This is a genomic window from Trichormus variabilis 0441 (assembly GCF_009856605.1).
GTDB lineage: Bacteria > Cyanobacteriota > Cyanobacteriia > Cyanobacteriales > Nostocaceae > Trichormus > Trichormus variabilis.
This window is the reverse complement of record NZ_CP047242.1, coordinates 1,294,679-1,317,288: the sequence shown is the minus strand read 5'-3', so window position 1 is coordinate 1,317,288 and position 22,610 is coordinate 1,294,679. Positions and strand designations below refer to the sequence as shown.

Annotated in this window: 23 protein-coding genes; 10 read left to right on the top strand and 13 right to left on the bottom strand. The window is 41.4% G+C overall.

From position 1 onward, the window contains the following. The first annotated feature begins 356 nt into the window (after nt 1-356). Nucleotides 357-1,451 carry a sensor histidine kinase gene (locus tag GSQ19_RS05245; RefSeq protein ID WP_224311612.1) on the top strand — a complete coding sequence of 365 codons (1,095 nt, stop codon included), beginning with the start codon at nt 357-359 and terminating at the stop codon, nt 1,449-1,451. 405 nt (nt 1,452-1,856) lie between these two features. Here the strand turns inward: GSQ19_RS05245 and ilvD are convergent, their stop codons facing one another. Further along, nucleotides 1,857-3,548, bottom strand: coding sequence for a dihydroxy-acid dehydratase (gene ilvD, locus GSQ19_RS05240; protein WP_011316921.1), 1,692 nt, complete (start codon nt 3,546-3,548; stop codon nt 1,857-1,859). A gap of 447 nt (nt 3,549-3,995) precedes the next feature. Here ilvD and GSQ19_RS05235 point away from each other — a divergent pair, with 447 nt between their 5' ends. Continuing rightward, nucleotides 3,996-5,234, top strand: a complete 1,239-nt coding sequence (locus tag GSQ19_RS05235) for a glycosyltransferase (protein WP_011316920.1) — start codon at nt 3,996-3,998, stop codon at nt 5,232-5,234. Between the two features lie 16 nt (nt 5,235-5,250). On the opposite strand, the gene GSQ19_RS05230 is transcribed toward GSQ19_RS05235, so the two are convergent. Both GSQ19_RS05230 and GSQ19_RS05225 read right to left on the bottom strand, forming a co-directional pair. Then, on the bottom strand, nt 5,251-5,871 hold the full coding sequence (locus tag GSQ19_RS05230) for a TenA family protein (RefSeq protein WP_041456542.1): 621 nt from the start codon (nt 5,869-5,871) through the stop codon (nt 5,251-5,253). 30 nt (nt 5,872-5,901) lie between these two features. Continuing rightward, nucleotides 5,902-6,672, bottom strand: a complete 771-nt coding sequence (locus GSQ19_RS05225; protein WP_011316918.1) for a pentapeptide repeat-containing protein — start codon at nt 6,670-6,672, stop codon at nt 5,902-5,904. A 452-nt stretch (nt 6,673-7,124) separates the two neighbouring features. Here GSQ19_RS05225 and GSQ19_RS05220 point away from each other — a divergent pair, with 452 nt between their 5' ends. After that, a complete protein-coding gene (locus GSQ19_RS05220; protein ID WP_011316917.1) occupies nt 7,125-7,433 on the top strand; it encodes a hypothetical protein in 309 nt (102 codons plus the stop codon). A gap of 366 nt (nt 7,434-7,799) precedes the next feature. Here the strand turns inward: GSQ19_RS05220 and GSQ19_RS05215 are convergent, their stop codons facing one another. Genes GSQ19_RS05215 through GSQ19_RS05205 form a run of 3 tightly spaced genes read right to left on the bottom strand, consistent with a single transcriptional unit; the run spans nt 7,800 to nt 10,554 of the window. Beyond that, complete coding sequence (locus tag GSQ19_RS05215; protein WP_011316916.1) at nt 7,800-8,126, bottom strand: ArsR/SmtB family transcription factor; 327 nt, start codon at nt 8,124-8,126, stop codon at nt 7,800-7,802. Nucleotides 8,127-8,155: 29 nt separating this feature from the next. Next, the gene (locus tag GSQ19_RS05210) at nt 8,156-9,367 is read right to left on the bottom strand and encodes an aspartate aminotransferase (protein ID WP_011316915.1); all 1,212 of its coding nucleotides are present in this window, start codon (nt 9,365-9,367) and stop codon (nt 8,156-8,158) included. Beyond that, nucleotides 9,364-10,554, bottom strand: coding sequence for an iron-containing alcohol dehydrogenase family protein (locus tag GSQ19_RS05205; protein ID WP_011316914.1), 1,191 nt, complete (start codon nt 10,552-10,554; stop codon nt 9,364-9,366). Before GSQ19_RS05205 ends, GSQ19_RS05210 begins: the two co-directional genes overlap by 4 nt. 164 nt (nt 10,555-10,718) lie before the next feature. Here GSQ19_RS05205 and GSQ19_RS05200 point away from each other — a divergent pair, with 164 nt between their 5' ends. Continuing rightward, on the top strand, nt 10,719-10,946 hold the full coding sequence (locus tag GSQ19_RS05200) for a hypothetical protein (RefSeq protein ID WP_153228364.1): 228 nt from the start codon (nt 10,719-10,721) through the stop codon (nt 10,944-10,946). 169 nt (nt 10,947-11,115) lie between these two features. Here GSQ19_RS05200 and GSQ19_RS05195 read toward each other — a convergent pair whose 3' ends face one another. Then, nucleotides 11,116-11,637, bottom strand: a complete 522-nt coding sequence (locus GSQ19_RS05195) for a Ycf51 family protein (protein WP_011316912.1) — start codon at nt 11,635-11,637, stop codon at nt 11,116-11,118. Nucleotides 11,638-11,847: 210 nt separating this feature from the next. On the opposite strand from GSQ19_RS05195, the gene GSQ19_RS05190 reads away from it, so the two are divergent. Both GSQ19_RS05190 and GSQ19_RS05185 read left to right on the top strand, forming a co-directional pair. Further along, on the top strand, nt 11,848-12,750 hold the full coding sequence (locus GSQ19_RS05190; protein ID WP_011316911.1) for an alpha/beta fold hydrolase: 903 nt from the start codon (nt 11,848-11,850) through the stop codon (nt 12,748-12,750). A gap of 342 nt (nt 12,751-13,092) precedes the next feature. Beyond that, on the top strand, nt 13,093-14,106 hold the full coding sequence (locus GSQ19_RS05185) for a serine/threonine protein kinase (RefSeq protein WP_011316910.1): 1,014 nt from the start codon (nt 13,093-13,095) through the stop codon (nt 14,104-14,106). Between the two features lie 94 nt (nt 14,107-14,200). On the opposite strand, the gene GSQ19_RS05180 is transcribed toward GSQ19_RS05185, so the two are convergent. Then, nucleotides 14,201-14,629, bottom strand: a complete 429-nt coding sequence (locus tag GSQ19_RS05180; protein ID WP_011316909.1) for a hypothetical protein — start codon at nt 14,627-14,629, stop codon at nt 14,201-14,203. A 352-nt stretch (nt 14,630-14,981) separates the two neighbouring features. After that, complete coding sequence (locus GSQ19_RS05175; RefSeq protein WP_041455885.1) at nt 14,982-15,521, bottom strand: PadR family transcriptional regulator; 540 nt, start codon at nt 15,519-15,521, stop codon at nt 14,982-14,984. Nucleotides 15,522-15,854: 333 nt separating this feature from the next. Here GSQ19_RS05175 and GSQ19_RS05170 point away from each other — a divergent pair, with 333 nt between their 5' ends. Then, nucleotides 15,855-16,265 carry a hypothetical protein gene (locus tag GSQ19_RS05170; RefSeq protein ID WP_224311609.1) on the top strand — a complete coding sequence of 137 codons (411 nt, stop codon included), beginning with the start codon at nt 15,855-15,857 and terminating at the stop codon, nt 16,263-16,265. A gap of 355 nt (nt 16,266-16,620) precedes the next feature. Here GSQ19_RS05170 and GSQ19_RS05165 read toward each other — a convergent pair whose 3' ends face one another. The 3 genes from GSQ19_RS05165 to GSQ19_RS05155 form a co-directional block, all read right to left on the bottom strand. Next, on the bottom strand, nt 16,621-16,914 hold the full coding sequence (locus GSQ19_RS05165; RefSeq protein WP_010996177.1) for a DUF6679 family protein: 294 nt from the start codon (nt 16,912-16,914) through the stop codon (nt 16,621-16,623). Nucleotides 16,915-17,127: 213 nt separating this feature from the next. Continuing rightward, nucleotides 17,128-17,559 carry an NUDIX hydrolase gene (locus GSQ19_RS05160; protein ID WP_011316906.1) on the bottom strand — a complete coding sequence of 144 codons (432 nt, stop codon included), beginning with the start codon at nt 17,557-17,559 and terminating at the stop codon, nt 17,128-17,130. A gap of 7 nt (nt 17,560-17,566) precedes the next feature. Next, nucleotides 17,567-18,019, bottom strand: coding sequence for a DUF3531 family protein (locus GSQ19_RS05155; RefSeq protein WP_011316905.1), 453 nt, complete (start codon nt 18,017-18,019; stop codon nt 17,567-17,569). Between the two features lie 308 nt (nt 18,020-18,327). On the opposite strand from GSQ19_RS05155, the gene GSQ19_RS05150 reads away from it, so the two are divergent. From GSQ19_RS05150 to GSQ19_RS05140, 3 genes are all read left to right on the top strand, one after another. Continuing rightward, nucleotides 18,328-19,047 (top strand): class I SAM-dependent methyltransferase, encoded by a 720-nt coding sequence (locus GSQ19_RS05150; RefSeq protein WP_041455884.1) that lies wholly within the window; start codon nt 18,328-18,330, stop codon nt 19,045-19,047. Between the two features lie 350 nt (nt 19,048-19,397). Further along, nucleotides 19,398-20,360 (top strand): ABC transporter permease, encoded by a 963-nt coding sequence (locus tag GSQ19_RS05145; protein ID WP_011316903.1) that lies wholly within the window; start codon nt 19,398-19,400, stop codon nt 20,358-20,360. A gap of 3 nt (nt 20,361-20,363) precedes the next feature. After that, on the top strand, nt 20,364-21,305 hold the full coding sequence (locus GSQ19_RS05140; protein ID WP_011316902.1) for an ABC transporter permease: 942 nt from the start codon (nt 20,364-20,366) through the stop codon (nt 21,303-21,305). 94 nt (nt 21,306-21,399) lie between these two features. Here GSQ19_RS05140 and dnaN read toward each other — a convergent pair whose 3' ends face one another. After that, nucleotides 21,400-22,563: a DNA polymerase III subunit beta gene (dnaN, locus tag GSQ19_RS05135; protein WP_011316901.1), complete on the bottom strand. Its 1,164-nt coding sequence runs from the start codon at nt 22,561-22,563 to the stop codon at nt 21,400-21,402. Nucleotides 22,564-22,610 lie beyond the last annotated feature (47 nt).

The following is a 22,610-nucleotide window of genomic DNA, read 5'->3' as shown; positions in this document are numbered from 1 at the left end:
CGGGAATAAAAAATCTTTGATGAAGCTAAAAAAGGAGTGAGCGCGAAACCCCCACTATACCTATTTATGAAGTAGTACGTGAGCGCTGTCAATCTATTTATATAGATAAAGTTACTGATAAATATCTCCATAACTTATGTCTACTAGGCGTAGATATAGTAGGAGTTTACAGAGCATCTTACAGTCTTTTATGTTTATGTCGATTTAATAATACTATGTTGAATTCTTCAATTTTTCTGTCTTTCATTATCATTCTGATTACACTTGGGGCTTGGATAATGGGACTATCCATTCTCAGGACTCAAAAAATTCTCAAATTATTCAAGACCGAACCAGAGCAACTGAGTTGGCAAATCATGTTTTTACTAATGATTTTTTTTCTGGGTGGTTATTTGGGGAGCATCTATTTAATCATTGCGAGGCTGATTGAATGGATACCATTGCTTACTGGCATGGTTTTCTTTTTCGGAGCATTATTCGTTTTTTTTAGCGTTACTATTTACTACCACACACTGCAACGACTATTTATAGTACAGGAAAAATACCGCGCAGCAAAAGAAAATGCTGAATCAGCTTTATTTCAATTAAAAGAAACTCAGCAAGCCCAAATGCAATTAATTCAACGTGAAACTATGTTAGCGTTGGGAACAATGGTTGCTGGGGTTGCCCACGAAATTAATAATCCAGTCAGTTTTATTCATGGCAATTTAGAATATCTTCACCAGTATGCTCATGACTTACTAAACCTTCTAGCAACTTATGCTTCTGTATATCCAAATCCAGATGTCAGAATTGTTAAGGCTCTTGCTAACAGCGATTTGAAGTATATCCAGAGCGACTTACCAAATCTGCTGAATTCAATGCAGGTTGGCGCAGTTCGCATTAAGGAGATTGTAGAATCGCTCTCAAATTTCTCACGTTTGAATGAAGCTAACTATAAAAAAGCTAATATCCACGAGGGTATTGATAGTACACTAGTCATTTTGCAGCATCGGCTTAACTGTGATGGTAGTAATGGCCAGCCTATTTCAGTGATTAAAGAGTACGGGAAAATTCCTCAAATTTTTTGTAATCCTCGCTTTTTAAATCAAGTATTTCTAAATTTAATTAATAATGCCATCGATGCTTTGATTTCAAAGGTAGCTACTCTCGCTCCAAATATAGATGAAACACCAACGATTTGGATTCGTACATTTCATTCTCAGGACAATCAAATCACTATCTCAATCGCTGATAATGGTTGTGGTATGAGTGAAGAGATTTGTCGGAGCATTTTCCAACCTTTTTTTACTACTAAGCCTGTTGGTCAAGGAACTGGTTTAGGTTTGTCTATTAGCTATCAAATTATCGTTGAGCAGCATGGTGGCTCTATCAAATGTACTTCTATTGAGAACCAGGGAACTAAAATCGATATTGTACTCCCGATTAAACAATTAGAGAATAGCAATTAGGGTAATGCCTATGCCAGCTATTTCACGGTTAGGTGGACGCTCGTTGTAGACTTCAAAATTTATCCTCCATTAATTCAACGTGAGTTCGACAAGTCTTTTTTGACCTCTCCCCCAGCCCCTCAGACTTTTGGCTCCGACCTGGAGAGGGGAGTAAAGAGCTAACATATCAAGGAAAAATGGGGTTTTAAAGCCTCTACGCCACTTGCTACAACGCGGGGAATCCGCGCAACGCAGTGGCTTCTCCTTGCAGGGGAGAGGTACCCTGCGGGAAGCCGCGTCTAGTGGAGAGGGGTTTTTTTCTTCGTCGAACTCACGTCTAATTAAAACTTAAAATCAGCGACGGTAATTCTGCACTAGTTCAAAATGCAAAATCTAAAAATAGGAGCCTTTTCTCTAATTTACCGCCTATTCATTAAATAAGTCTAAATCGGTGACCGCACCTACACTACTAGAAGCTACTAACTTGGCGTATTTTGCGAGTATGCCTTTAGTGTAACGTGGGGGACGGGGTTGCCAGTTGGCACGACGATGGGCTAATTCTTCGTCTGATATGTTCAACTGCAAAGAACGGGTATGGGCATCAATTGTGATGCTATCACCTTCTTGTACCAGTGCGATCGCTCCACCAACGGCTGCTTCTGGTGCAACGTGTCCGACTACCATCCCATAAGTACCACCGGAGAAGCGTCCATCGGTAATTAATCCCACTGAATCACCTAAACCTGCACCGATAATAGCTGAGGTGGGGGCTAACATTTCTCGCATCCCAGGGCCGCCTTTGGGGCCTTCGTAACGGACGACAATCACGTCTCCGGCTTTAATCTTACCTGCCAAAATTGCATCTAAACAATCTTCTTCTGATTCAAATACTTTGGCTGGCCCGGTAATCACAGGATTTTTCACACCTGTAATTTTGGCGACTGCGCCTTCTGTAGCCAAATTACCTTTGAGTATAGCCAAGTGACCTTGGGCATACATGGGTTTATTCCAAGGACGAATCACGTCTTGATTAGGCGATGGTTCTTCTGGGATATCTGCTAAAACTTCGGCAATGGTTTTACCTGTGATGGTTATACAGTCGCCGTGGAGTAAACCATGCACAAGTAACATTTTCATGACTTGGGGTATACCACCAGCTTTGTGCAGGTCTGTAGCTACATATCTACCGCTTGGTTTCAAGTCGCACAAAACGGGGACACGACCACGAATAGTTTCAAAGTCGTCTAGATTTAACTCTACACCAGCTGCACGGGCGATCGCTAGAAAATGTAACACGGCATTGGTGGAACCTCCCACCGCCATAATTACTGCTATGGCATTCTCTATGGATTTACGAGTGATAATCTGCCTGGGTAATAGCTGATGACGAATTGCTTCTACTAATACCTTGGCTGATTCTTCCGTACTATCAGCTTTTTCGTCGTCTTCTGCTGCCATTGTAGACGAATAGGGCAAACTCATTCCCAGTGCTTCAAAAGCAGAGGACATAGTATTTGCTGTGTACATCCCACCGCAGGAACCTGCACCAGGACAAGCATTGCGTTCTACTGCTAACAGTTCATTTTCGTCGATTTTGCCAGCGCTGTACTCACCGACAGCTTCAAAAGAACTAACAACAGTTAAATCTTTGCCGTTGTAGTGTCCGGGTTTAATTGTGCCACCGTAAACAAAGATAGCAGGGATGTTCATCCGAGCGATCGCTATCATTGCCCCTGGCATATTTTTATCACAGCCACCAATGGCAATTACCCCATCTAAACTTTGCCCATTACAAACGGTTTCAATGGAGTCAGCAATTACCTCTCGTGATACCAGGGAATATTTCATCCCTTCGGTTCCCATCGAAATCCCATCACTAATCGTAATTGTACCGAATATTTGTGGCTTCGCTCCAGCGCGATTTATACCAGCTTCTGCCCTTTGTGCTAGTTGATTTATCCCCATATTACACGGGGTAATAGTGCTGTAACCATTGGCAACACCGACAATGGCTTTGGTAAAATCTGCATCCTGAAAACCAACAGCCCGCAGCATTGCTCTGTTAGGCGATCGCTGCACCCCTTGTGTGATAGCCTTGCTTCTAAGATTCTCCGACATCGTTTTTCCTTCAGTGCCTTCATCGCTTGTGTTGCGATTGTATTACCTGTATTTTCTCATGCGGATGATGTACTAATTTGCATCCATCTTGAGAGAAAATTCATCTACTTACCATTACCTATAGTCTAGACGGACAATTTTCATTGATGATTTGTCATCTAATTACACACACATCTCTATTTGTCAATAGACAAACCGTAAATTGTATAAGAATTCAAATAACAACATTAAATTTACGATTCAACAGCATTATAGATAAATCTAGTGCCTAGTACCGTCTTCAAGTCAGGAAAATTTAAATACAGAGATAAAATACTTGTATCCTTTAGCTGATTCCACCGAAAAAAATATTTAAGATTTCATGAAGAATATCTACTGACTCTATGTATACTTAAGCAGATACAGTTAATGTCATAAAAGAATCTTCTACCACCTGAATTCTAATACATGAGTATCAATAAAACTCAGTCATTGTTGCCAGTACCCGCAGGTAATTTACAAGTTCCTGAGTTTCCACCTAGTGATTCGGGTGTGACTGGTCAACCCATCCAATTTTCTCTCATCATTCCTACTTATAAAGAGAGCGGGAACATTAGGAATGTTGTGGAGAGATTAAGTCAGATACTGGATGAGTTTATACCAGGAGATTATGAACTGATTGTAGTAGATGATGATAGCCCAGATGGCACTTGGGAAGTAGCCCTATCTTTGATGGCAGAATATCCACAGTTACGAGTAATGCGACGGCAGGAAGAAAGAGGACTATCTACAGCTGTAATTCGTGGATGGCAGGTAGCTAGAGGTAGTATTTTGGGAGTAATCGATGGAGATTTACAGCATCCCCCCCATGTATTGCTGGAACTTTTGCGGAAAATCCATAAGGGTGCAGATTTAGCTGTAGCCAGTCGTCACGTAGATGGGGGTGGTGTAAGTAGCTGGAGTTTTATCAGACGCTTTTTGTCTCGTGGGGCGCAATTATTAGGACTAGTGATTCTACCTAGTGTATTGGGTAGGGTTTCCGACCCCATGAGTGGTTATTTTATGGTGCGGCGTAACTGTATTACTAATGCCACCTTCAATCCGGTAGGATACAAAATTTTATTAGAAGTGATTGGGCGGGGTCAAGTAGACGAAATTGCCGAAGTGGGTTATGTATTTTGTGAACGCCAAGAAGGTGAGAGCAAAGTTACTTGGAAGCAGTATGTAGATTACATCCACCATTTAATTCGCTTGCGACTTTCCACCGGCAGGCTGCAAAGAATTCATCAAAGCTTTCCCTTTGATAAATTCATCCGTTTTGGTTTGGTAGGGTTGAGTGGTGTGTTTGTGGATATGGTGATACTGTACCTATTAAGTGACCCATCAACACTAGCCTGGCCACTGACCCGCAGTAAAATTATTGCCTCAGAAATAGCAATTTTCAACAATTTTCTCTGGAATGATGCCTGGACTTTTGCAGATGTATCCATGCAGCAACAGCATTGGCATCAACGGTTGAAGCGATTTTTAAAATTTAATATTGTTTGTCTGGCCGGGGTAGTGCTGAATGTACTGATATTGAATATTATCTTTAATTATCTCATTCCTAACCGCTATATTGCCAACCTGATTGCGATCGCCATAGCCACTGTTTGGAACTTTTGGGTAAACTTGCGACTCAGTTGGCGCGTGACTCAAGTCAAATAAGTAGAATGTGCCTTGGTTAAATCATCCAGGCCGCTTGAAAAAATTCTTGTTCGCAAAGCATGGCGTAGCGATAAGTTGAATTGGTTAAGGTATTAGCAGTAGCATAGTTTTCTACTAAACTTTCTAACTGTTGTACTAATGGTAGAAAATCAGCACTACTGTAAGTCCGAATCCAATCAGCGTATTGATGATTAGGAACACCATTTTTAGCTAACTGTTCTCCCAAAAAAGCATACAGACGCATACAAGGCGACATGGCCGCAGCAGTTAAACCTACATCTCCACCCCAAGCAGTAGCCAACAAAAAATCGGTATAGCGACGGGTGGCTACTCCTGGTTGCACAGAATGTAAATCAATTCCCCATTGGACTGCGTAGCTTTCATGTAGACGCATCTCTGCCAATACACCACCAGCTAAATTGTGAAACGTAGTAAAACCTATCCAGTCTGGTGATTTAGCCGCAGCAATACTGTAAGCACGGGCGAAGGCTTCTAAGAAAAAAGCATCCTGCCCTACATAATAAGCAAATTTCTGCTTCTCCAGGCTACCATTACCAATACCTTGAACAAAGGGATGCTCTAGACAAGCTGCGGCTAAATCTTGATTTGTTGTCCAAAGTTGATTTGAGAGAGTCAAGTCGCTTCGCTCCAATTCAAAATTAAGCATTCAAAATGGTAAGAATTGTAGCAGTACTGAACCTAGACTGCCTAAAAAGTCGAAAAAACTGGGTTTACCGGCACTTACTTTTTCTGTGTATGGTGTTTGTAATTCTTTGATGAAAGCTTGGGCTGTTTGTATTCCTGTGGCGTTATCTTGGGATGTAAAGAGCTTTTCGGCAGTTTGGGCATCTTGGGTAGCACCTTGACGGTCAAATAGCTGGTATCTAGCAATACCACGGGCTAAATATGCACCAGCGTATTCTGGTTTAGATGCGATCGCCTGGTTAAAATAGTTAATAGCCTGTTGTTGATTGCCTTTTTGTGCCTCAGCTACACCCAAAGCATAAAATTCGTCTGGTGTCGCAATTTGCAATGGTATGCCTAACGCACCTTGAAAGTTAGTTCCCTGCAAATATGCACCAGTAAATTCGGCATTACTTAAAAATGCGCTTCTTAAATCAGCACCGGCTAAATTTGCTCCACCGAGTTTAGCTTCACTCAAATTCACCCCAAATAAACCCGCACCACTTAAGTTTGCACCACGCAAATCAGCACCACTCAAGTTTGCCCGGCTCAGATTTGCACCCGCAAGGTTAGCGCCGCTTAAATTGGCTCCAGTTAAGTCAGCCATCACTAAACCAGCACCACTCAAGTTACAGTTTTGACATTGCTTAGTCGCTAATAACTGTCTAATATGTTCTTGATTTGCCGCTTGGGCAATATTGGTCAAACTAATTGTAGTTATAAAAGTAGTAGCAATAAAAATTAGGTTTTTCATCGTCGGTTTCAGAGTTTTTCTACTCAGTACTCAACCGCTTATAATATGAGTCACTTGAGCAGTTTGCCCTCCGTATAGACCGATATAAAGCAATTAGGACTTACGCACTGAACCAAAAAAACCTTCTGAGAGTGGTCAATAGTCAATAGTCCACAGTCCAAAAACCTTGATTTTGACTAGTGACTGTGAGGCAGTCGCAGTCTTCTATCAGGTTCAGTAAGATAAAGCGTATAACCGTTGTTACAATGTCGTTTCAGACTTAAACGGATTTTTAATAGAGAATGTCAAGATATAATCCCTAATAAGGATTGAAACACTTAAAACTTGTAACTAATAGAAAGTATCAAGATACAATCCCTATTAGGGAAAAAAACTCCCAAAACCTCTAAGATGACCAGCTAATTTTCACAAGGAAATTAACCAATTAAAAATCCCCTTACGGGATTGAAACTATGCTAAGTGTCACAAAACCAAGCTTCGGATTGAGAATAAGAAATATCGCTGCACCTCAAGAAAATGAGCAAATGAGGGCAATTACTTATAGTATGGATTTGCTAATCCCTGGCTTATATATTTGGTTGCCAGCCTTCTGTGTTCGGATTGGTGGTAGTGTACCCGATGATCATCCTTACAAATATCCAGGAATAATTCACAGTGATACCGGAATTGCTTTAGTATTACCAGGGTATAGGATTTTCTCGACCTACCAGGGCAACTATGACCCTAAACAAGCATCTGATACAGGGACTTCCAGCTTTTAGTACTACTGTCTTAGACTCAAGTGCATTTGAAACAATGATGACTGGTGCAGGGTACTCAAAATCAGGAAGCGCGCCAGCACAAGGAAATAGAGTAAAAGTCTGGTGGATTCACAGTAGTTATCCGAGAGTTGAGTCAATATATAGCCCAGACCAAAAGTTGGTAATAACTGCGTATCATGTTGTTTAGAACTACCTCACCCCGTCATTAAATAAAGTAAGGGGTTGTTTAGCATAGAACTAGTATTTGATTTCTGAAATATAAGTAGGGTGGGCAATGCCCACCAAAACTATGATACGGTGGGCATTGCCCACCCTACTGATACTTAGATATTTTCAAAAATAAAATATGATTCCTATATAGTGCCGCTACTTATTATCACAGCACCGTGCAGGTAATACTTGCCCAAAGTGTTGATAATCTGTCAAATACTTTTCTAATAAAGCAAATTGAGGCAAATTTAAGCTGTAATAAATCCAGCGTCCTTGTTGACGGGAGTTAACTAAACTAGCTTCTTTGAGAGTTTTGAGGTGAAAAGACAGTTTTGATTGACTTACCCCCAAAGCTTCGCACAAGTCACAGACACACAATTCTCGCTGACGGAGTAATTCCAATACATTAATCCTAATAGGATCAGAAAGAGCATGGAACCCAGCAGCGATGAAATGAGGAACGGTAGCAGTGGGGGTTTGCATGAATGAAAGTCAATAAAGGGCTGCTATTTCTATTCTGGCGTAGAAACGAGAGCTTCCGGACGATAACGGATGCCAGCTTGCTTAATTCGGCCTAAGGCTTCACCTAAGCGATCGCAATCTGCAATTAAGCTTATCCGCACATATCCCTCTCCGGCAACCCCAAAGGCATTACCAGGGGTGACGACAACGCCTGTTTGCTGCAACAAGTTGAGAGCAAAATCTGTCGAACCCATACCTACAGGACATTTCACCCACAGATACATGGTGGCTTTGGTTTTGGGAACATCCCAACCCAACTCGCCTAATCCTTGGATGAGAAAATCCCGCCTGGTGCGGTAGCGTTGTTGTACTTCGTGCAGATAAATATCTGGTAGTTGTAAGGCTGTTTCGGCGGCTGTTTGCAAGGCGGCGAAAATACCATAGTCCAGGTTGGTTTTGAGTGTTCGCAAGCCTTGAATGACATGACGATTCCCGACAACAAAACCCACACGCCAACCAGCCATATTGTAGGTTTTCGATAAGGTGTGGAACTCCACGCCGATATCTTTCGCCCCAGGAATTTCTAGTAAGCTGGTGGGTTGATAACCATCAAAGGCTAACTCGGCATAACACAAATCATGCACCAAGAGAATTTCGTATTTGCGGGCAAATGCTACAATTTCCTCGAAAAATTCACGGGGTGCAGTCGCGCCTGTGGGGTTGCTGGGATAGTTAAAGTATAATATTTTGGCTTTTCTGGCTACTTCTTCGGGAATGGCGGTTAAATCAATTAACCAGTCATTCTCAGGTTTAAGAATTAAGCTGTGGACTGTACCCCCAGCGATTACCGGGCCACGAAAATGGGCGGGGTAGGCGGGGGAAGGAACCAACACCACATCGCCGGGGTTCACATAGGCGATCGCTAAATGAGATAATCCTTCTTTAGAACCCAGTAGGGGTAAGGCTTCACTATCGGGATCTAAGACAACTCCATAGCGGCGATTGTACCAGTTAGTAATGGCACGGCGGAAACTTGCTGTACCTTCAAAGGGGGGGTAACCGTGGTTGGCGGGATTTTGCAAAGCTTGAATAGCCGCATCTACCACTGGTTGTGGTGTCGCGCCATCAGGATTCCCCATCCCCAAATCTATTAAATCAATTCCTTGCTCCCGTGCCTTAGCTTTCAGCTCGTCAAGACGGGCAAATACATAAGGTGGTAGTTGCTGTATCCTATCTGCTGGCGTAATCCAATCGAAACTCATTCCTCAACCTCGTCACTTATTCCCCTGGTGGAGACACGATGAACTGAGTCTCTACTATCTGTTGGTGCAGTGGTAGAAACCATCGCTGCCATTAACTGTTCCAACGCAACTTTGAATGGTAGGCGATGAATGTCAGATTGAGGTGTTAAAGCGATTTCGGCGGCTGTTTGCAACTCGCCTAAGGTAATATTACCCAACCCCAAGTCTCCTAATTTTTGTGGCAGGCCAATCTCTGCATAAAACTTTAATAGTTGCTGTCGTGAGGCGGTGGCTAGTTGATTGCCTTGCACCATTTCTTCCAGACGCAGTTGCACCAAAATTCCATAGGCGACTTTTTCACCGTGGATGCTACTGTGTCCGGCAATGTGAGTTAAACCATTATGGACTGCATGGGCAGCGACTGTACGACACTGGGCCCCACCTAGTCCACCGATGACACCAGCTAGTAAAACTGTGGCATCAACAACTTCCCGCCAAGCTTCACTGCCTGGTTGTTGTAAGGCAATTGCCGACTTTTGGAATAAAATATCACGTAAAACTCGCGCTTGTTGGACTGCGGAGATAATTAAAGTTTGTTCTAGATGACCACTACTAACGGAAGCTTCGTACCATTTAGCGATCGCATCCCCAATCCCTGCCACTAGTGTATGTTGTGGTGCTGTTTGAATCAAGTCGTAGTCAAGTATTAGTAAATCGGGACAGCGAGATAAAGCCACATCGTAAAGAAACGCCCCGTCTTCAGAATATACATTGGATAGCGCCGTCCAAGCGGCACAGGTAGCTGCTGAGGTGGGAATTGTGGCTACAGGTAAATCTAACTGATGGGCAACTAACTTAGCTGTATCTAAAGCTTTACCCCCACCAATGCCGATAATGGCATCGGCTTTATGTTCTTTGGCTGCTTTCCTCAAGGCTTTTAAGCTAGCTTCCGCGCAATCTGCACCGTAGGAGGCTTGGGCAACGTGCAGATTCTGGGCTTCTAAAATTGGTTGCAGACTCTCTTGGCTGATAGCAACGGTGCTATTACCTGCCACAATTAAAGGACGACTGCCCAACTTGGCAATTTCTGTGGCGGCTACCTGCAATATATTAGAGCCACGGATTACTTTTGCCGGGGCAACCGCGAGGGTGATTAATGAACTAGCAGTTTGAGTAGACAAGGTTTGATTAGATAATTGATTAGGCATATACTCTAGTTTGCCAAAAACCTTGATATATCTTCATAAAATTAGACTAATTAGAATTCATATCGGTTTCCCCAAAGAAGGGAAATGCTTGTCAGAACATAATTAGCGGGGTTGCCTGAAATTAAATATTGCCCATTATCCTTAAATTCTGAACTACCAAACTTTTGAATAAACATATAGTAATTAACAATACCACTGTCAGAATACTCAGCCAAAGTATTGTTATTGATCAAAGCGGCGGGAAACTCCATCCCTCAGAAAGCGGGACGCTGTACGAAGGTGGGTGGTCGAGGTTGCTTAAAGCGCCGATGCAGGTAATAGTCCAATTACCTATTACCAATTACCTATTACCAGATTCCTCACCCACAGATGAGGAATTTCATTACCCATGAATGACTGGTTGATTAAATTTAGGTAAATAATATCTTAATCTAAAAATAACAAAAATTGTATATGAAAATACAAAAAACTTATGCACTCGTTATACGTGGTGAAAAAACATAATACTTGCTGTTTGCGGGGCGTTCAGCCTGTGCTGAGTTTGACTCAGCACTCCTGATGTTAAGCTTCTGTTGGTGGTAATTGGGCAAATTTCTCTGGATATATTTCCACAGATATCTGAGTATCTTCTCGACTAGCGAGCGATCGCTTAACTTCTCCAAGGTAAATTGGTACTGTTAGCCCTGGTTCTGGGTGAATCAGAGTACGAGCGCGAATTGTCACCTTGTCATCATTCCTGCCACCAGAACGCCCAAAAGAATTGAGATTGCTGGCTACTTGTAATAAAGTTGCTTCTACTTCCGCAGGGGAAATTTTGGGAGATAGGGAGATTACTGCTTGGTTTGAGCCATTATCGTAAACTAGAGTGTATTTGACAGCCCCAGGAATCACAGTACGGCTCAAAGGAACTATTGAAAGTCCAAATAAACCAGCAGTTAGCACCAACATAAAGCCAGTCGTACCCACTAGCCGAAAGCGGATACCCCATTTGAATAGGAAGGCTAATATTGCCAAAACTGCAAATACCACAGTGGCAATACCAGACCATTGAGTATATTTCAGAAATTCAGCCGTTGTGAGCATACAGATTGGCTACTTAGGTGTTTTTAGTTGATCACGGACACACCTATTTTACTGGAGTAGTGCATGGAGCAGGGAATAATGCTTGATAAGAGGCAGGGGGAGAGGTAAAAACCAAGCCGAATTTAAGATGCACAAGCTCCTCTGCTTTTTCATACACGACTCGTGAGAGGCTTTAATATATAAAGCAATAGTTTAGAAATCTTAATAATAATGACTTTAAAGACTCAACCGCTAGCAGCGACGGCGATCGCTAATTTTGATAAACTGGTGTGGAATTGGCGTAATTACAAAATTCAGTACACAGTCATGGGTACTGGACAGCCATTAGTCCTAGTTCACGGTTTTGGTGCTTCCATCGGACATTGGCGCAAGAACATTCCAGTTTTGGCGAATGCTGGCTACCAAGTCTTTGCGATTGATTTGCTGGGTTTTGGCGGCTCTGACAAAGCGGTAATCGATTACAGTGTAGATGTTTGGGTAGAACTGCTAAAAGACTTTTGGACAGCCCATATTCAACAACCAGCCGTATTTGTCGGTAATTCCATTGGCGCACTTTTAAGCCTGATAGTATTGGCAAAACATCCAGAGATTACATCTGGTGGTGTTTTAATCAACTCAGCAGGTGGTTTAAGCCATCGCCCCCATGAACTAAACCCACCACTACGGATTGTGATGGCCACATTTAATCGAGTAGTGCGATCGCCCATTACAGGCAAATTTGTCTTTAACCGTATCAGACAAAAAGCTCAAATTCGCCGCACACTCTACCAAGTTTACCGCGATCGTACAGCCGTCACCGATGAGTTAGTCGATTTACTTTACACCCCATCCTGCGACCCTGGAGCGCAGCAAGTTTTCGCCTCCATCCTCACAGCACCTCCTGGCCCCACACCAGAGGAACTATTACCCCAAATAGAACGTCCTTTACTAGTGATTTGGGGCGCTGACGACCCGTGGACACCAATTACAGGGGCGAAGATTTACGAGCAAGCCCAGGAGAGTGGTCAAGACATAACAATTATTCCCATTCCTGGTGCTGGTCATTGTCCCCACGATGAAGTCCCCAATGTAGTCAATGCCCAGATTATTGATTGGTTGGCGCAAAGGAAATAAAAACTCTTAAAAAGCAGGAGAGTAGAGGGAATTAACAATTCAAAATTCGTCTTGAAAAGTTGAGCCACTGCGTTGGACGGGTTCCCCGGCTTGTAGCAAGTGGCGTTCCTACGGCGGGAAACCCGTCTACAGCAATGGATTCACCGCCTACAGAACTTTTCGCAAAATTCAAAATTCAAAGTTAAAGACAGTTGGAGTTGGGGATTTAAACCCCATTAATAATGCCCTCTTTTTAACTCATCATTCCATAGGGAGATTAAGGCAGAATGGCAGGTAACAATCTGGGTGAGTATTTATAATTTTTTGATTGCACCTTGACAAAATCAAACTCAGGTGGTGTGTATGGAGCTTGATGCGTTTAATAAAGGAGCAATTCCCTTAATCAATCATCCAGATTGTTCTGCTCTAGGTTATCAAGTTATTCGAGAACTGGGACGAAACCAAGAAGAAGGTCGCATCACTTATTTAGCTCATCATCATTCTAAGCAACAGGTAGTAATTAAAGAATTCAGTTTTGCTCATACCTATGCTGACTGGTTTGGTGTGACAGCTTATGAAAGTGAAGCGCAAATCTTACAAAAACTAAATCATCCCCGCATACCCCGCTATCTGGATTCTTTTGCAACGCAGACAGCTTTCTATTTAGTACAGGAATATAAACACGCTCTACCCTTAAGCTCAAAACGCAGTTTCCAAGCAGAAGAAATTAAACAAATAGCTGTATCAATTTTAGAAATTTTGGTGTATTTACAGCAACGAATTGACCCAATTATTCATCGAGATATCAAACCAGAAAATATTTTAGTTGATGACCAACTGAATGCTTACTTAGTGGATTTTGGTTTAGCTAGGGTACAGGATACAAAAATAGCTCTCACCAGCTTACTAACAGGAACACCAGGCTTTATACCACCAGAGGAACAATCAGGCTATTCTTTATCTTTGGCTTCGGACTTATACAGTGTAGGGGCGACACTAGTTTGTTTACTTGCTAATATCCGTTCTGTGGATATTGATAAGTTAATCAACAGTAAGGGTTATTTTGATTTTCAAAAACTAGATTCTCCCATCGATTTACGCTTCCGCTCTTGGTTAATGGGCATGGTGGAACCCAAGTGGCAATATCGCTATGCTAATGCCGCAGATGCTTTGGCAGCACTCCAGCCCATTCAAGTTACTGGTAATGCCACAGCTATGGAAATATTAGCCACAGTCATCAAGTTGAAATATCAAACTACAGTTTTGTGTTTAGCAATAATTGGGGTGCTAGCAGTCGCCGGGGCTACTTTGATATTGTCTCAACAAGGTGGAACTGCTCAACAGTTACAAGAGGCTAGGAAATCAGAAGTTTTGTAATTAGAGACGCGATTGATCTCGTCTGTACAGTTGTTATAGCCGCGATTAATCGCGTCTGTAAAATTGTCTTATCCTCCCCGGCTTCCCCTAGCCGCTAGTATCTACCACTGGGCAGAAGTAAAATATCTACAATTTCCCCGACAGTCAAACCCCAACCCGCCAAAACAGTTAAAATCCAAAACGAATCTATTTTTTTGAAGCCGGCAAAACGCAGTTCTAAATCAGCTAAAAGAGTGGTTGCTATAGGGATAAGAAATAAACTCAATAACATTGACCAAGTTGCAACTAAAGCAATAGATGCACTTAAAACTATAACTACTACTAAAGTTCGAGAACCAAAGGAAACTATGCTTTCTAACCAAGAAATACTCTTGCGGACTACAGCTATAGCAATAGTGGCGATAAAAGCTCCGACTAACCAAACAATGTGATGCGCGGCAAGATACCACCCCAAGAGGGCATAAGCTAACCAAAGTAGTACTAGTGGCATCACAGGAATTTTTTGAAAATATCCTATATTCATAGTTCCTATGCTGATGAAGAATGCTGAGTTGAAAGTGCTAAGTTAAAAGACTACTCATCTTTGTGTGGGGGATGCTACGCGAACACAGAGAATACCAATAAGGGGATCGTCAAGGTTGGGGTAGTTACATAAGTACGAAGGTACCAAGTAATTCTTACTCTGTTCAGAAATCTGTACTTTGGACTGAGTATGGTAAAAATAATGTTAGTCTTTTATCATATATTAATAGAACTAAATTGATATATTACTAACTCAAATGAGTATTTTGTTAAAAAACATATTATAACTTTAGATAAATTCAAAATAGTAGTTTTAATTTAATAAAAAATAATAGTTATTTAGAGAGAATATATTAATTTTCAACTTCTAGCATTTTGATGGCTGACTTTAACCAGTCAATATAAGTTTCCTCACGACGCACGATTAATTCCACCATTAGCCTATGGATTAATTGCTCACGCATTCCCAATTCATCTTCAACAGGTGGAAAATTGATGGCTTCACAACTACTGATTTTTTCATCGTGAGCTGCTAGCTGCTGTTGTAGTAGACTAGCGATCGCCTCATTCGATAATTGAGCTGCAAAAAATAATTGTACAAGTAAAGGTTCTCTGACTATAGGCAAGGGCTGGGGGGATTGCAACCACCTTACAAACTCGGTTTTGCCCATTTCTGTGAGACTATAGACTTTACGGTTGGGGCGATCGCGCTGAATCTCAACATGGCAATTAATCCAACCCTGCTCAAACAGCTTATCGAGCGTCTTATAAATCTGCCCTTGATCGGCTGGCCATAAGTGAGCAATACATTGATCGAAACAATTTGTCTTGAGGTCGTAACCTGTCATATCTTCTTTTTGTAGGAAACCGAGGATTATATAAGCCAAGGACATAGACGGTTTTCCGAAAATAAAGTAGTAAATACTGTCTTTGATAGCTCCTATATTGATTATGCTAATATATGAATATTCATATATAAAAAACAAATGCCAAAACGAAAGCATTCTCAACAATAATATTTACTTTGTTGATTGCAGACAAAGAGTTTGCGCTATATTTTCGGAAATGACAGACCACAAATCCATCATACACAAAGCATAATTGAATGGATGACTAATTTCCTGATATGGCATTTAACAAAGTAGTTTGATGAGAAGCGTTTGTGATGCCAGCCTGAACAGAAATTTCAGCTATTAAAGAATATCGTAATGGGAGGATCGATTCCATTGACTTCTAACACGCTTTTACAACGTATAAATCAACATCAGCACCTCAAGAATTTACGAAACAAATTACTCAAGCTACATAAGGTTTTGCTAGATAAAGAACGCATTACCTATGAACAAGTGAGTGGCAGAATATCAAGTGGAGAATTTTTGCAACTTGTAATTAGCCACGAGCAGTTTGCTTGGTTACATAGTATTTCCGAGGTGATTGTTCAAATTGATGAAATCCTCACAGCAGATGAACCCATATCGCCAGATAACGTCAAAAACTTGATTGTCGATATCCGTACTTTACTCTCGCCATCAGAAGAGGGAAATACATTTGCTAGAAAATACTACACTGCACTGCAAGGTGAACCCAGTGTGGTTCTAGCACACGCAGAAGTTTCACAACTGCTTGCATTTGCTTGATGACATATAAGCAGTCACTAGACATTTGATGATAGGTGGGGTTCATACTTGATTTTTGAGATATAAGTAAGCATTGTCTTAGAAAACCATCATCAGGAAAGCGGTGGCTGTTCTCCACGTTAGATTGAAGAACCTGAAAGGATTCAAAAATAAAAAAGCACTGTGAGATATTTCACGGTGCTTTTCTCTATCTACAGGAAGAATACATTAGAGTACTCTGCTGTGTAGGATATGCACAACTAAACATTTAAAGCGTCTCAGCTAAAGCAATAGTCATATAAGTGAGGAAAATTTCAATTGTTCAGAGCAAGAAAGCAAGTGGTCTGATATTGATGACTCAATGCTTCGCCATAACTCAAGAATTTTCATGTTCCTGATGATTATTAGTATGTCTGTCGGTTTCTAGAAGTCGTGACATAAACACATCCGGTTTTCTACTCACAACTGAGACAACTTTATCAATGGCAACTACTTCGCTGACTTTGACAATCATTTCCCACAAAGTATCTTCCTCCGTGTCTTTGTTGTGAGTTCTATGTTTAAAGCACAACAAGTCATCCCAAATCCCAATAATGGTTGCGTAATACCATTTATCTCGTATCAGTATCCAGATTTCTTTCTCTAGGTAAGTTTGTAGAATAGATTTCACAATTAGTGCAGTAGTAGTAAAACGATGTGCTAAATACTATGTGGGTATGAAACACTAGCACAATCGTAAAAATGCGTAACTTGCCGGATACTTTACTAACAGTAATACGGAAGAACCGCTATTTATAATTTTGCGTAATCTTTACGATGTACTTAGGATTGAATTTGTGACTCTATTTCTCTTTTGAATACTGTTACTTAGGAAATGAAAGTTTTATAAATAATTAAAAAATTCCTCTGGTACTAATATCAGTTCACCAGATTTGAAGCGGTCAATATCTATCCATATTGCTCTATGTTTATGATGCTCAGATTCATAAAATACTAAGCTCTCCAACTGATAAAACTTGGGATCAGTGAAATCACATTGATAAAGCTGAATAATTTCATGTCCCTTTCTAGCATTAAATGTAAATAGGTTTTCTATGCAACCTAGATAGCGAATATTTGTTAATTCTGCCTGAATTTCTTCTTGAAATTCCCTTTTCAAAGCTGCTAGACTGGTTTCGCCAAAGTCCACACCACCACCTAAAGCACGATAAAAAGTTGATTGCTTGACGGGGTCGTAGCCTTCGGAGACAAAAATGCGGTTCCCGTTTTGAACCAATCCTAAGACTATTACCCGAATTTCGCCGTGTTTAGTCATGTTTAGATTAATTATCGTAAATAGAGTGAGGGCGACTGTCACTATCTTCGACCGGCCAATTTTCATTCTCGCCGCCGATGTAAAATTCTTCAATAGTGACGTATTCTTCACTTAGTTGAGTGAGAGCATTGATTAAAATATCAATGGCGATCGCATCACTAGTTCCCAAATCAAACCAACATCGCGCCCATTGTCCTTCATACTCCAACTCACCCATATTGTGCATCAGCGCCAATAGGCTTTTGTCATAACCCTGGGAGTCATAATTAAGGTAACTTAAATCAACCCCAGTTTCTTGTACCTGGAGATTTTCGGCATTAAATGCACCCAATTTCCCTAAATAAAACCAGGAATTAAAGACTTCTTCTACATACTGCTTTTCTCTTTGAGAAGGGATGGTACTAAATTTTAGCCACATCCACACATCAAATTGATCAAATTCACGAAACTGAATGTGCATTTTTCGGTAAATTGAACTCACATCAAATAAGCATATCAGGGGATTGGGAATCAACAATCTCTATGTATGCTAACTAAATACACAATTTTTAAGTTTGTAGCAACACCTCTTAAGAAAACTCAGCGTACCTCCCTTTGGGTTCACCAGTCGCCTGGGTCGGGAAACCCTCCCGCAGCGCTGGTTCACCGCGCTTAACCTTGCGTACCTCTGCGTTTAAAAACACTATGCTTTTAAACAAAGCTGTACTAGTCAACAAGATAAACTCAAATCATCTTTTTTCTGCATCTTCCCTTAACCCAACAATCGATATGTCACAGTTATTCCCTGGAGAAGTCTTCGCTAATACTGCTGATTTTGACACTGGGATTCGCCAGTTATTACCTCGCTATGATGAAATACTGGAGGTGATCAGTCGTTGTCTGCCTTTGACAAGTCATCGCATTTTAGACTTAGGTTGCGGTACAGGTGAACTTAGTCTCAAAATACTCCAACGCTGTCCCAATGCTCAAGTCATTGCTTTGGATTATTCACCGCGAATGCTGGAATTTGCTCAACATAAAATCGCCTCATCTGGGTATAAAGAACGTTGGACTGGTTTACAAGCTGATTTTGGCGACTGGGCTATCAATCCTGAGACATTGAATATTGGTAATGAATTTGATGCTTGTGTATCATCTCTAGCAATTCACCACCTCTATGACGACATGAAGTTACGGCTATTTCAGCGTATCGCTGCTAGTCTGACACCAAACGGTTGTTTCTGGAACGCAGACCCCACCTTACCAGAATCACCTACCCTTGCAGAAATTTACCAAGCAGCGCGAGAACAATGGGTAAGTGAACAGGGAAGCAATTTTACAGAAGTCCGCGCTAAGGTTGGCAATAGTAGCCCCCAAGGATACTCCAATCCAGACCAACTCGCTACTTTAGATACCCATTTGCAAATGCTGACAAAGTCTGGGTTTACGACGGTAGCAGTACCTTGGAAATATTATGGTTTAGCCGTTTTCGGCGGTTGGGTGGAGTAACATTAGTGCTGAGTCCACAGTTAATAGGACTCAACGCGATGTGCAACTTATTTTTGAAACCCCTCTCTATAGCGCGGAGCGCTTCTCGTAGAGTACCTCTCCCCTGAAACTGTAGAGACGTTGCATGCAACGTCTCTACATCATTTATTTGGCGCAACTTCATAGAGAATTGGTTTAACGTGGGCTGGCTTATACCGTAAGCCCCTTAACTATCATGAGCGCATTTAATTTGTATAAATGATAAAGGTAAATTTTTTGTATCCTTGATGCTATCTACTTAGCAAATTACCTATTAAACTTGTTTGGATATAGTTATTGAGTTAACGGGTAAGACAGATTTTGCATCAAAAATGAATAAATATTTAATCAATCGTCTACTAGTTGCTATCCCCACACTAATTGCTATTAGTCTTGTCATATTTACTATTTTGGCATTAGCCCCCGGTGATCCCATGGGTGAATTTGCCCTGAATCCTTCCATCACAGCAGAGGTGAGGGAAAATATCAAAAGGTCTTTAGGATTAGACCAACCAATTCATATTCGTTATATCAAGTGGGTGATAGCTTTTGTGCGTGGGGATATGGGCTATTCTTTCACTAGTCGCAGTCCTGTAATTGATTTAATTCTGCAACGTCTACCGACAACATTATGGGTAGTTGGTGCTGCTTATTTAATAGGTGCAATTCTCGCTATTCCGTTAGGCGTGATTTCTGCCCTCAAGCGCCATACAGTTATTGATCATGTTTTAACTACTTTAGTATTTTTCGGCTTTTCTCTGCCGACTTTCTTCACAGGTTTACTATTTATTATTATCTTTAGTATTCAATTGAAATGGTTGCCTTTTATTTATAACAGTACATTACAAGTAAAAGATTGGCAGAGTTTTATAGCCCAAATCCAACAATCTATTATGCCAATTTCTGTATTAGCACTTTGGCAAACAGCTATGCTCATGCGCTTTGTCCGTTCAGAAATTTTGGAAAATATCCATCAAGATTATGTCCGGACTGCTTATGCAAAAGGATTATCCAAATTTGTAGTGATTCGACGGCATATTTTACGAAATGCCTTAATTCCTGTAGTCACATTAATAGCATTGGATATTCCTAGTGTGTTTACAGGTGCTTTGGTCACAGAAAAAGTTTTTCGTGTTCCTGGTATCGGAGCTTTATTAATTGACTCTATTTATAAAAATGATACGCCAGTGGTGATGGCAATTACCTTTATATATGCAATTTTAATTGTGATTTTTAACCTAGTTGCCGATATTCTCTATGGTTTCTTAGATCCTCGCGTTAAATATACGAAATAATTTATGTTAAAACGTTGGCTAAATCTCACTTCCACAATACCCGAAATATCAATTAAAAATACTATTGCTGGGCAAGAAAGCCTCACTCAAGAAGCGTGGCGCAAATTTTGCGGTAATCGTCAGGCTATGTTGGGTGCTGTAGTATTACTGATTATTGTTTTGAGTGTTGTGTTTGGGCCTTTGATTTACTCTGTCCCTATCAATAAAATTGATTTTGCTAAGTCCACCCTACCACCTAGTTGGGAACATCCATTTGGGACTAATGATTTAGGTCAAGATATATTAGCCAGGATTTTGTATGGTGGCAGAATATCCATTGCTGTGGGTGTGTTTTCAATGGTGGTGGCGATAACCTTGGGGATACTCATCGGCGCACTTTCAGGATTTTATGGCGGTTGGTTAGATGTGGTATTGATGCGGTTAACTGATTTGTGCCTGGCTTTACCGCGCCTACCCTTATTGTTATTGGTGATATTTTTGTTCCGGGATGCCATTAAGGCGATCGCTGGCCCAGAACTAGGTATATTTGTCTTAGTCGTGCTAGTTATCGGCGGACTCAACTGGATGTCTGTCGCTAGGTTAGTTAGGGCTGGGTTTTTAACTGTGCGCGAACAGGAATTTGTCACAGCAGCCCGCGCCCTCGGTGCTTCCCCCAGACGGTTAATCTGGATTCATATTTTGCCCAATGTCATCAGTCCGGTATTGGTAGCAGCAACCCTCTCTGTGAGTACCGCCATCGTCACAGAATCTACACTCAGCTTTTTTGGTTTGGGCTTTCCCCCTGATGTCCCCACTTGGGGACGGATGCTTTACGATGCACAAAACTTTTTGGAGTTTGCACCGTATATGGTAGTGTTTCCAGGGACGGCAATATTTCTGACTGTGTTAAGTATTAACTACATAGGTGATGGTTTAAGAGATGCCCTTGATCCTCGATTATCTTAATTAGCTGGGGGATTGGGGATTAGGTACTGGGGATTAGGGATTGGGGACAAATAAAATTCTCTTTTGTTATCCATTACCCATTACCCACGATTAGTTAATTCCTTAATTGCACCGGCATAGCCAAATAAGTCATCTTCAAACCACCCAGGGGAGTAAAAATTACTGGTGTGAGATTTTGGTTGATGTGCATTTGAATTTCTGGAGATGGTAAGGCTTTTAATCCTTCCATTAAGTACTTGACGTTAAAAGCAATTTCTATATCTTCTCCGGCAATTTCGGCATTCATCGACTCTCTCCCACTGCCCATTTCTTGAGCTTCACAAGATAAGGTAAGTTCTTGGGCTGTACTATCAATAGTTAGCTTGACGATATTATTTTTCTGGTCTGCTAGTACAGCAATTCTTTCTAATGTGCTTAAGAATTGTCGGCGTTCAATGGTTACTTGTCGCTCAAATTGGCGGGGAATGAGTTGGCGATAAGCTGGGTATTGACCTTCTAATGTACGACTAGTTAGACGTTGGTTTTGCCATGCAAATATGACTTGACCTTGGTCTAAATATAAAGCTATGGGTTCCTCAGAGGCGGCATTATGAGCCAACATCCTTTCTAGTTCGCGTAAGGCTCTAGCTGGTACTGTTACCTCTAATTGCTGGTCGTTATCTTCTAAAGGACGCTCATTAGTGGTTTCGACTACGGCTAGGCGATGTCCATCAGTAGCGGCAAATTCTAAAGTATCTTGTTTAACGGTCAGATGTACTCCTGTGAGTACTTGCTTAGTTTCGTCGCCACTGGTAGCAAATAATGAACCACGCAATCCTTCAATCAAGGAAGTAGCTGTGAGATAAATAGCTGTGGTGTTTTCAATTAGGGGTAATTCGGGAAACTCTTCCGCTCCCATTGCTCGTAATTGATACTTTCCGGTTTTTGGGGTTAGGCTAACTATTAAACCTTCTCCGGTTGCTGTACCGTCGGTGGCTGATTCATCATCTAGGGTAATCTCTCCCTCTGGCAGACGTGAGGTGATATCTACCAATAATTTAGCAGGAAGTGCGATCGCTCCACTTTGCCATACATCAGCATTAAAACTAGTACGGATACCCAAACTGAGATCAAAGGCTGTTAAGCTTACTTGATTAGTTTCAGCATCAGCTTGTAATAGCACGTTAGCAAGTACTGGATGAGTCGGTCGTGATGGTACAGCACGATTGACTAAGGAAAGGTTGGTACTGAGGTCGCTTTGGGCGCAAACTAATTTCATGGGGAGTGGGGAATGGGGAATGAGTATTTACTTTTGATTAAACTCAG

What these genes read in the sequence shown, in the direction of transcription:
- GSQ19_RS05245 (WP_224311612.1), top strand. Translation starts at nt 357, where the DNA reads ATGTTTTTACTAATGATTTTTTTTCTGGGTGGTTATTTGGGGAGCATC.
- ilvD (WP_011316921.1), bottom strand. Translation starts at nt 3,548, where the DNA reads ATGTCGGAGAATCTTAGAAGCAAGGCTATCACACAAGGGGTGCAGCGA.
- GSQ19_RS05235 (WP_011316920.1), top strand. Translation starts at nt 3,996, where the DNA reads ATGAGTATCAATAAAACTCAGTCATTGTTGCCAGTACCCGCAGGTAAT.
- GSQ19_RS05225 (WP_011316918.1), bottom strand. Translation starts at nt 6,672, where the DNA reads ATGAAAAACCTAATTTTTATTGCTACTACTTTTATAACTACAATTAGT.
- GSQ19_RS05220 (WP_011316917.1), top strand. Translation starts at nt 7,125, where the DNA reads ATGCTAAGTGTCACAAAACCAAGCTTCGGATTGAGAATAAGAAATATC.
- GSQ19_RS05215 (WP_011316916.1), bottom strand. Translation starts at nt 8,126, where the DNA reads ATGCAAACCCCCACTGCTACCGTTCCTCATTTCATCGCTGCTGGGTTC.
- GSQ19_RS05210 (WP_011316915.1), bottom strand. Translation starts at nt 9,367, where the DNA reads ATGAGTTTCGATTGGATTACGCCAGCAGATAGGATACAGCAACTACCA.
- GSQ19_RS05205 (WP_011316914.1), bottom strand. Translation starts at nt 10,554, where the DNA reads ATGCCTAATCAATTATCTAATCAAACCTTGTCTACTCAAACTGCTAGT.
- GSQ19_RS05195 (WP_011316912.1), bottom strand. Translation starts at nt 11,637, where the DNA reads ATGCTCACAACGGCTGAATTTCTGAAATATACTCAATGGTCTGGTATT.
- GSQ19_RS05190 (WP_011316911.1), top strand. Translation starts at nt 11,848, where the DNA reads ATGACTTTAAAGACTCAACCGCTAGCAGCGACGGCGATCGCTAATTTT.
- GSQ19_RS05185 (WP_011316910.1), top strand. Translation starts at nt 13,093, where the DNA reads ATGGAGCTTGATGCGTTTAATAAAGGAGCAATTCCCTTAATCAATCAT.
- GSQ19_RS05180 (WP_011316909.1), bottom strand. Translation starts at nt 14,629, where the DNA reads ATGAATATAGGATATTTTCAAAAAATTCCTGTGATGCCACTAGTACTA.
- GSQ19_RS05175 (WP_041455885.1), bottom strand. Translation starts at nt 15,521, where the DNA reads ATGTCCTTGGCTTATATAATCCTCGGTTTCCTACAAAAAGAAGATATG.
- GSQ19_RS05160 (WP_011316906.1), bottom strand. Translation starts at nt 17,559, where the DNA reads ATGACTAAACACGGCGAAATTCGGGTAATAGTCTTAGGATTGGTTCAA.
- GSQ19_RS05155 (WP_011316905.1), bottom strand. Translation starts at nt 18,019, where the DNA reads ATGCACATTCAGTTTCGTGAATTTGATCAATTTGATGTGTGGATGTGG.
- GSQ19_RS05150 (WP_041455884.1), top strand. Translation starts at nt 18,328, where the DNA reads ATGTCACAGTTATTCCCTGGAGAAGTCTTCGCTAATACTGCTGATTTT.
- GSQ19_RS05145 (WP_011316903.1), top strand. Translation starts at nt 19,398, where the DNA reads ATGAATAAATATTTAATCAATCGTCTACTAGTTGCTATCCCCACACTA.
- GSQ19_RS05140 (WP_011316902.1), top strand. Translation starts at nt 20,364, where the DNA reads ATGTTAAAACGTTGGCTAAATCTCACTTCCACAATACCCGAAATATCA.
- dnaN (WP_011316901.1), bottom strand. Translation starts at nt 22,563, where the DNA reads ATGAAATTAGTTTGCGCCCAAAGCGACCTCAGTACCAACCTTTCCTTA.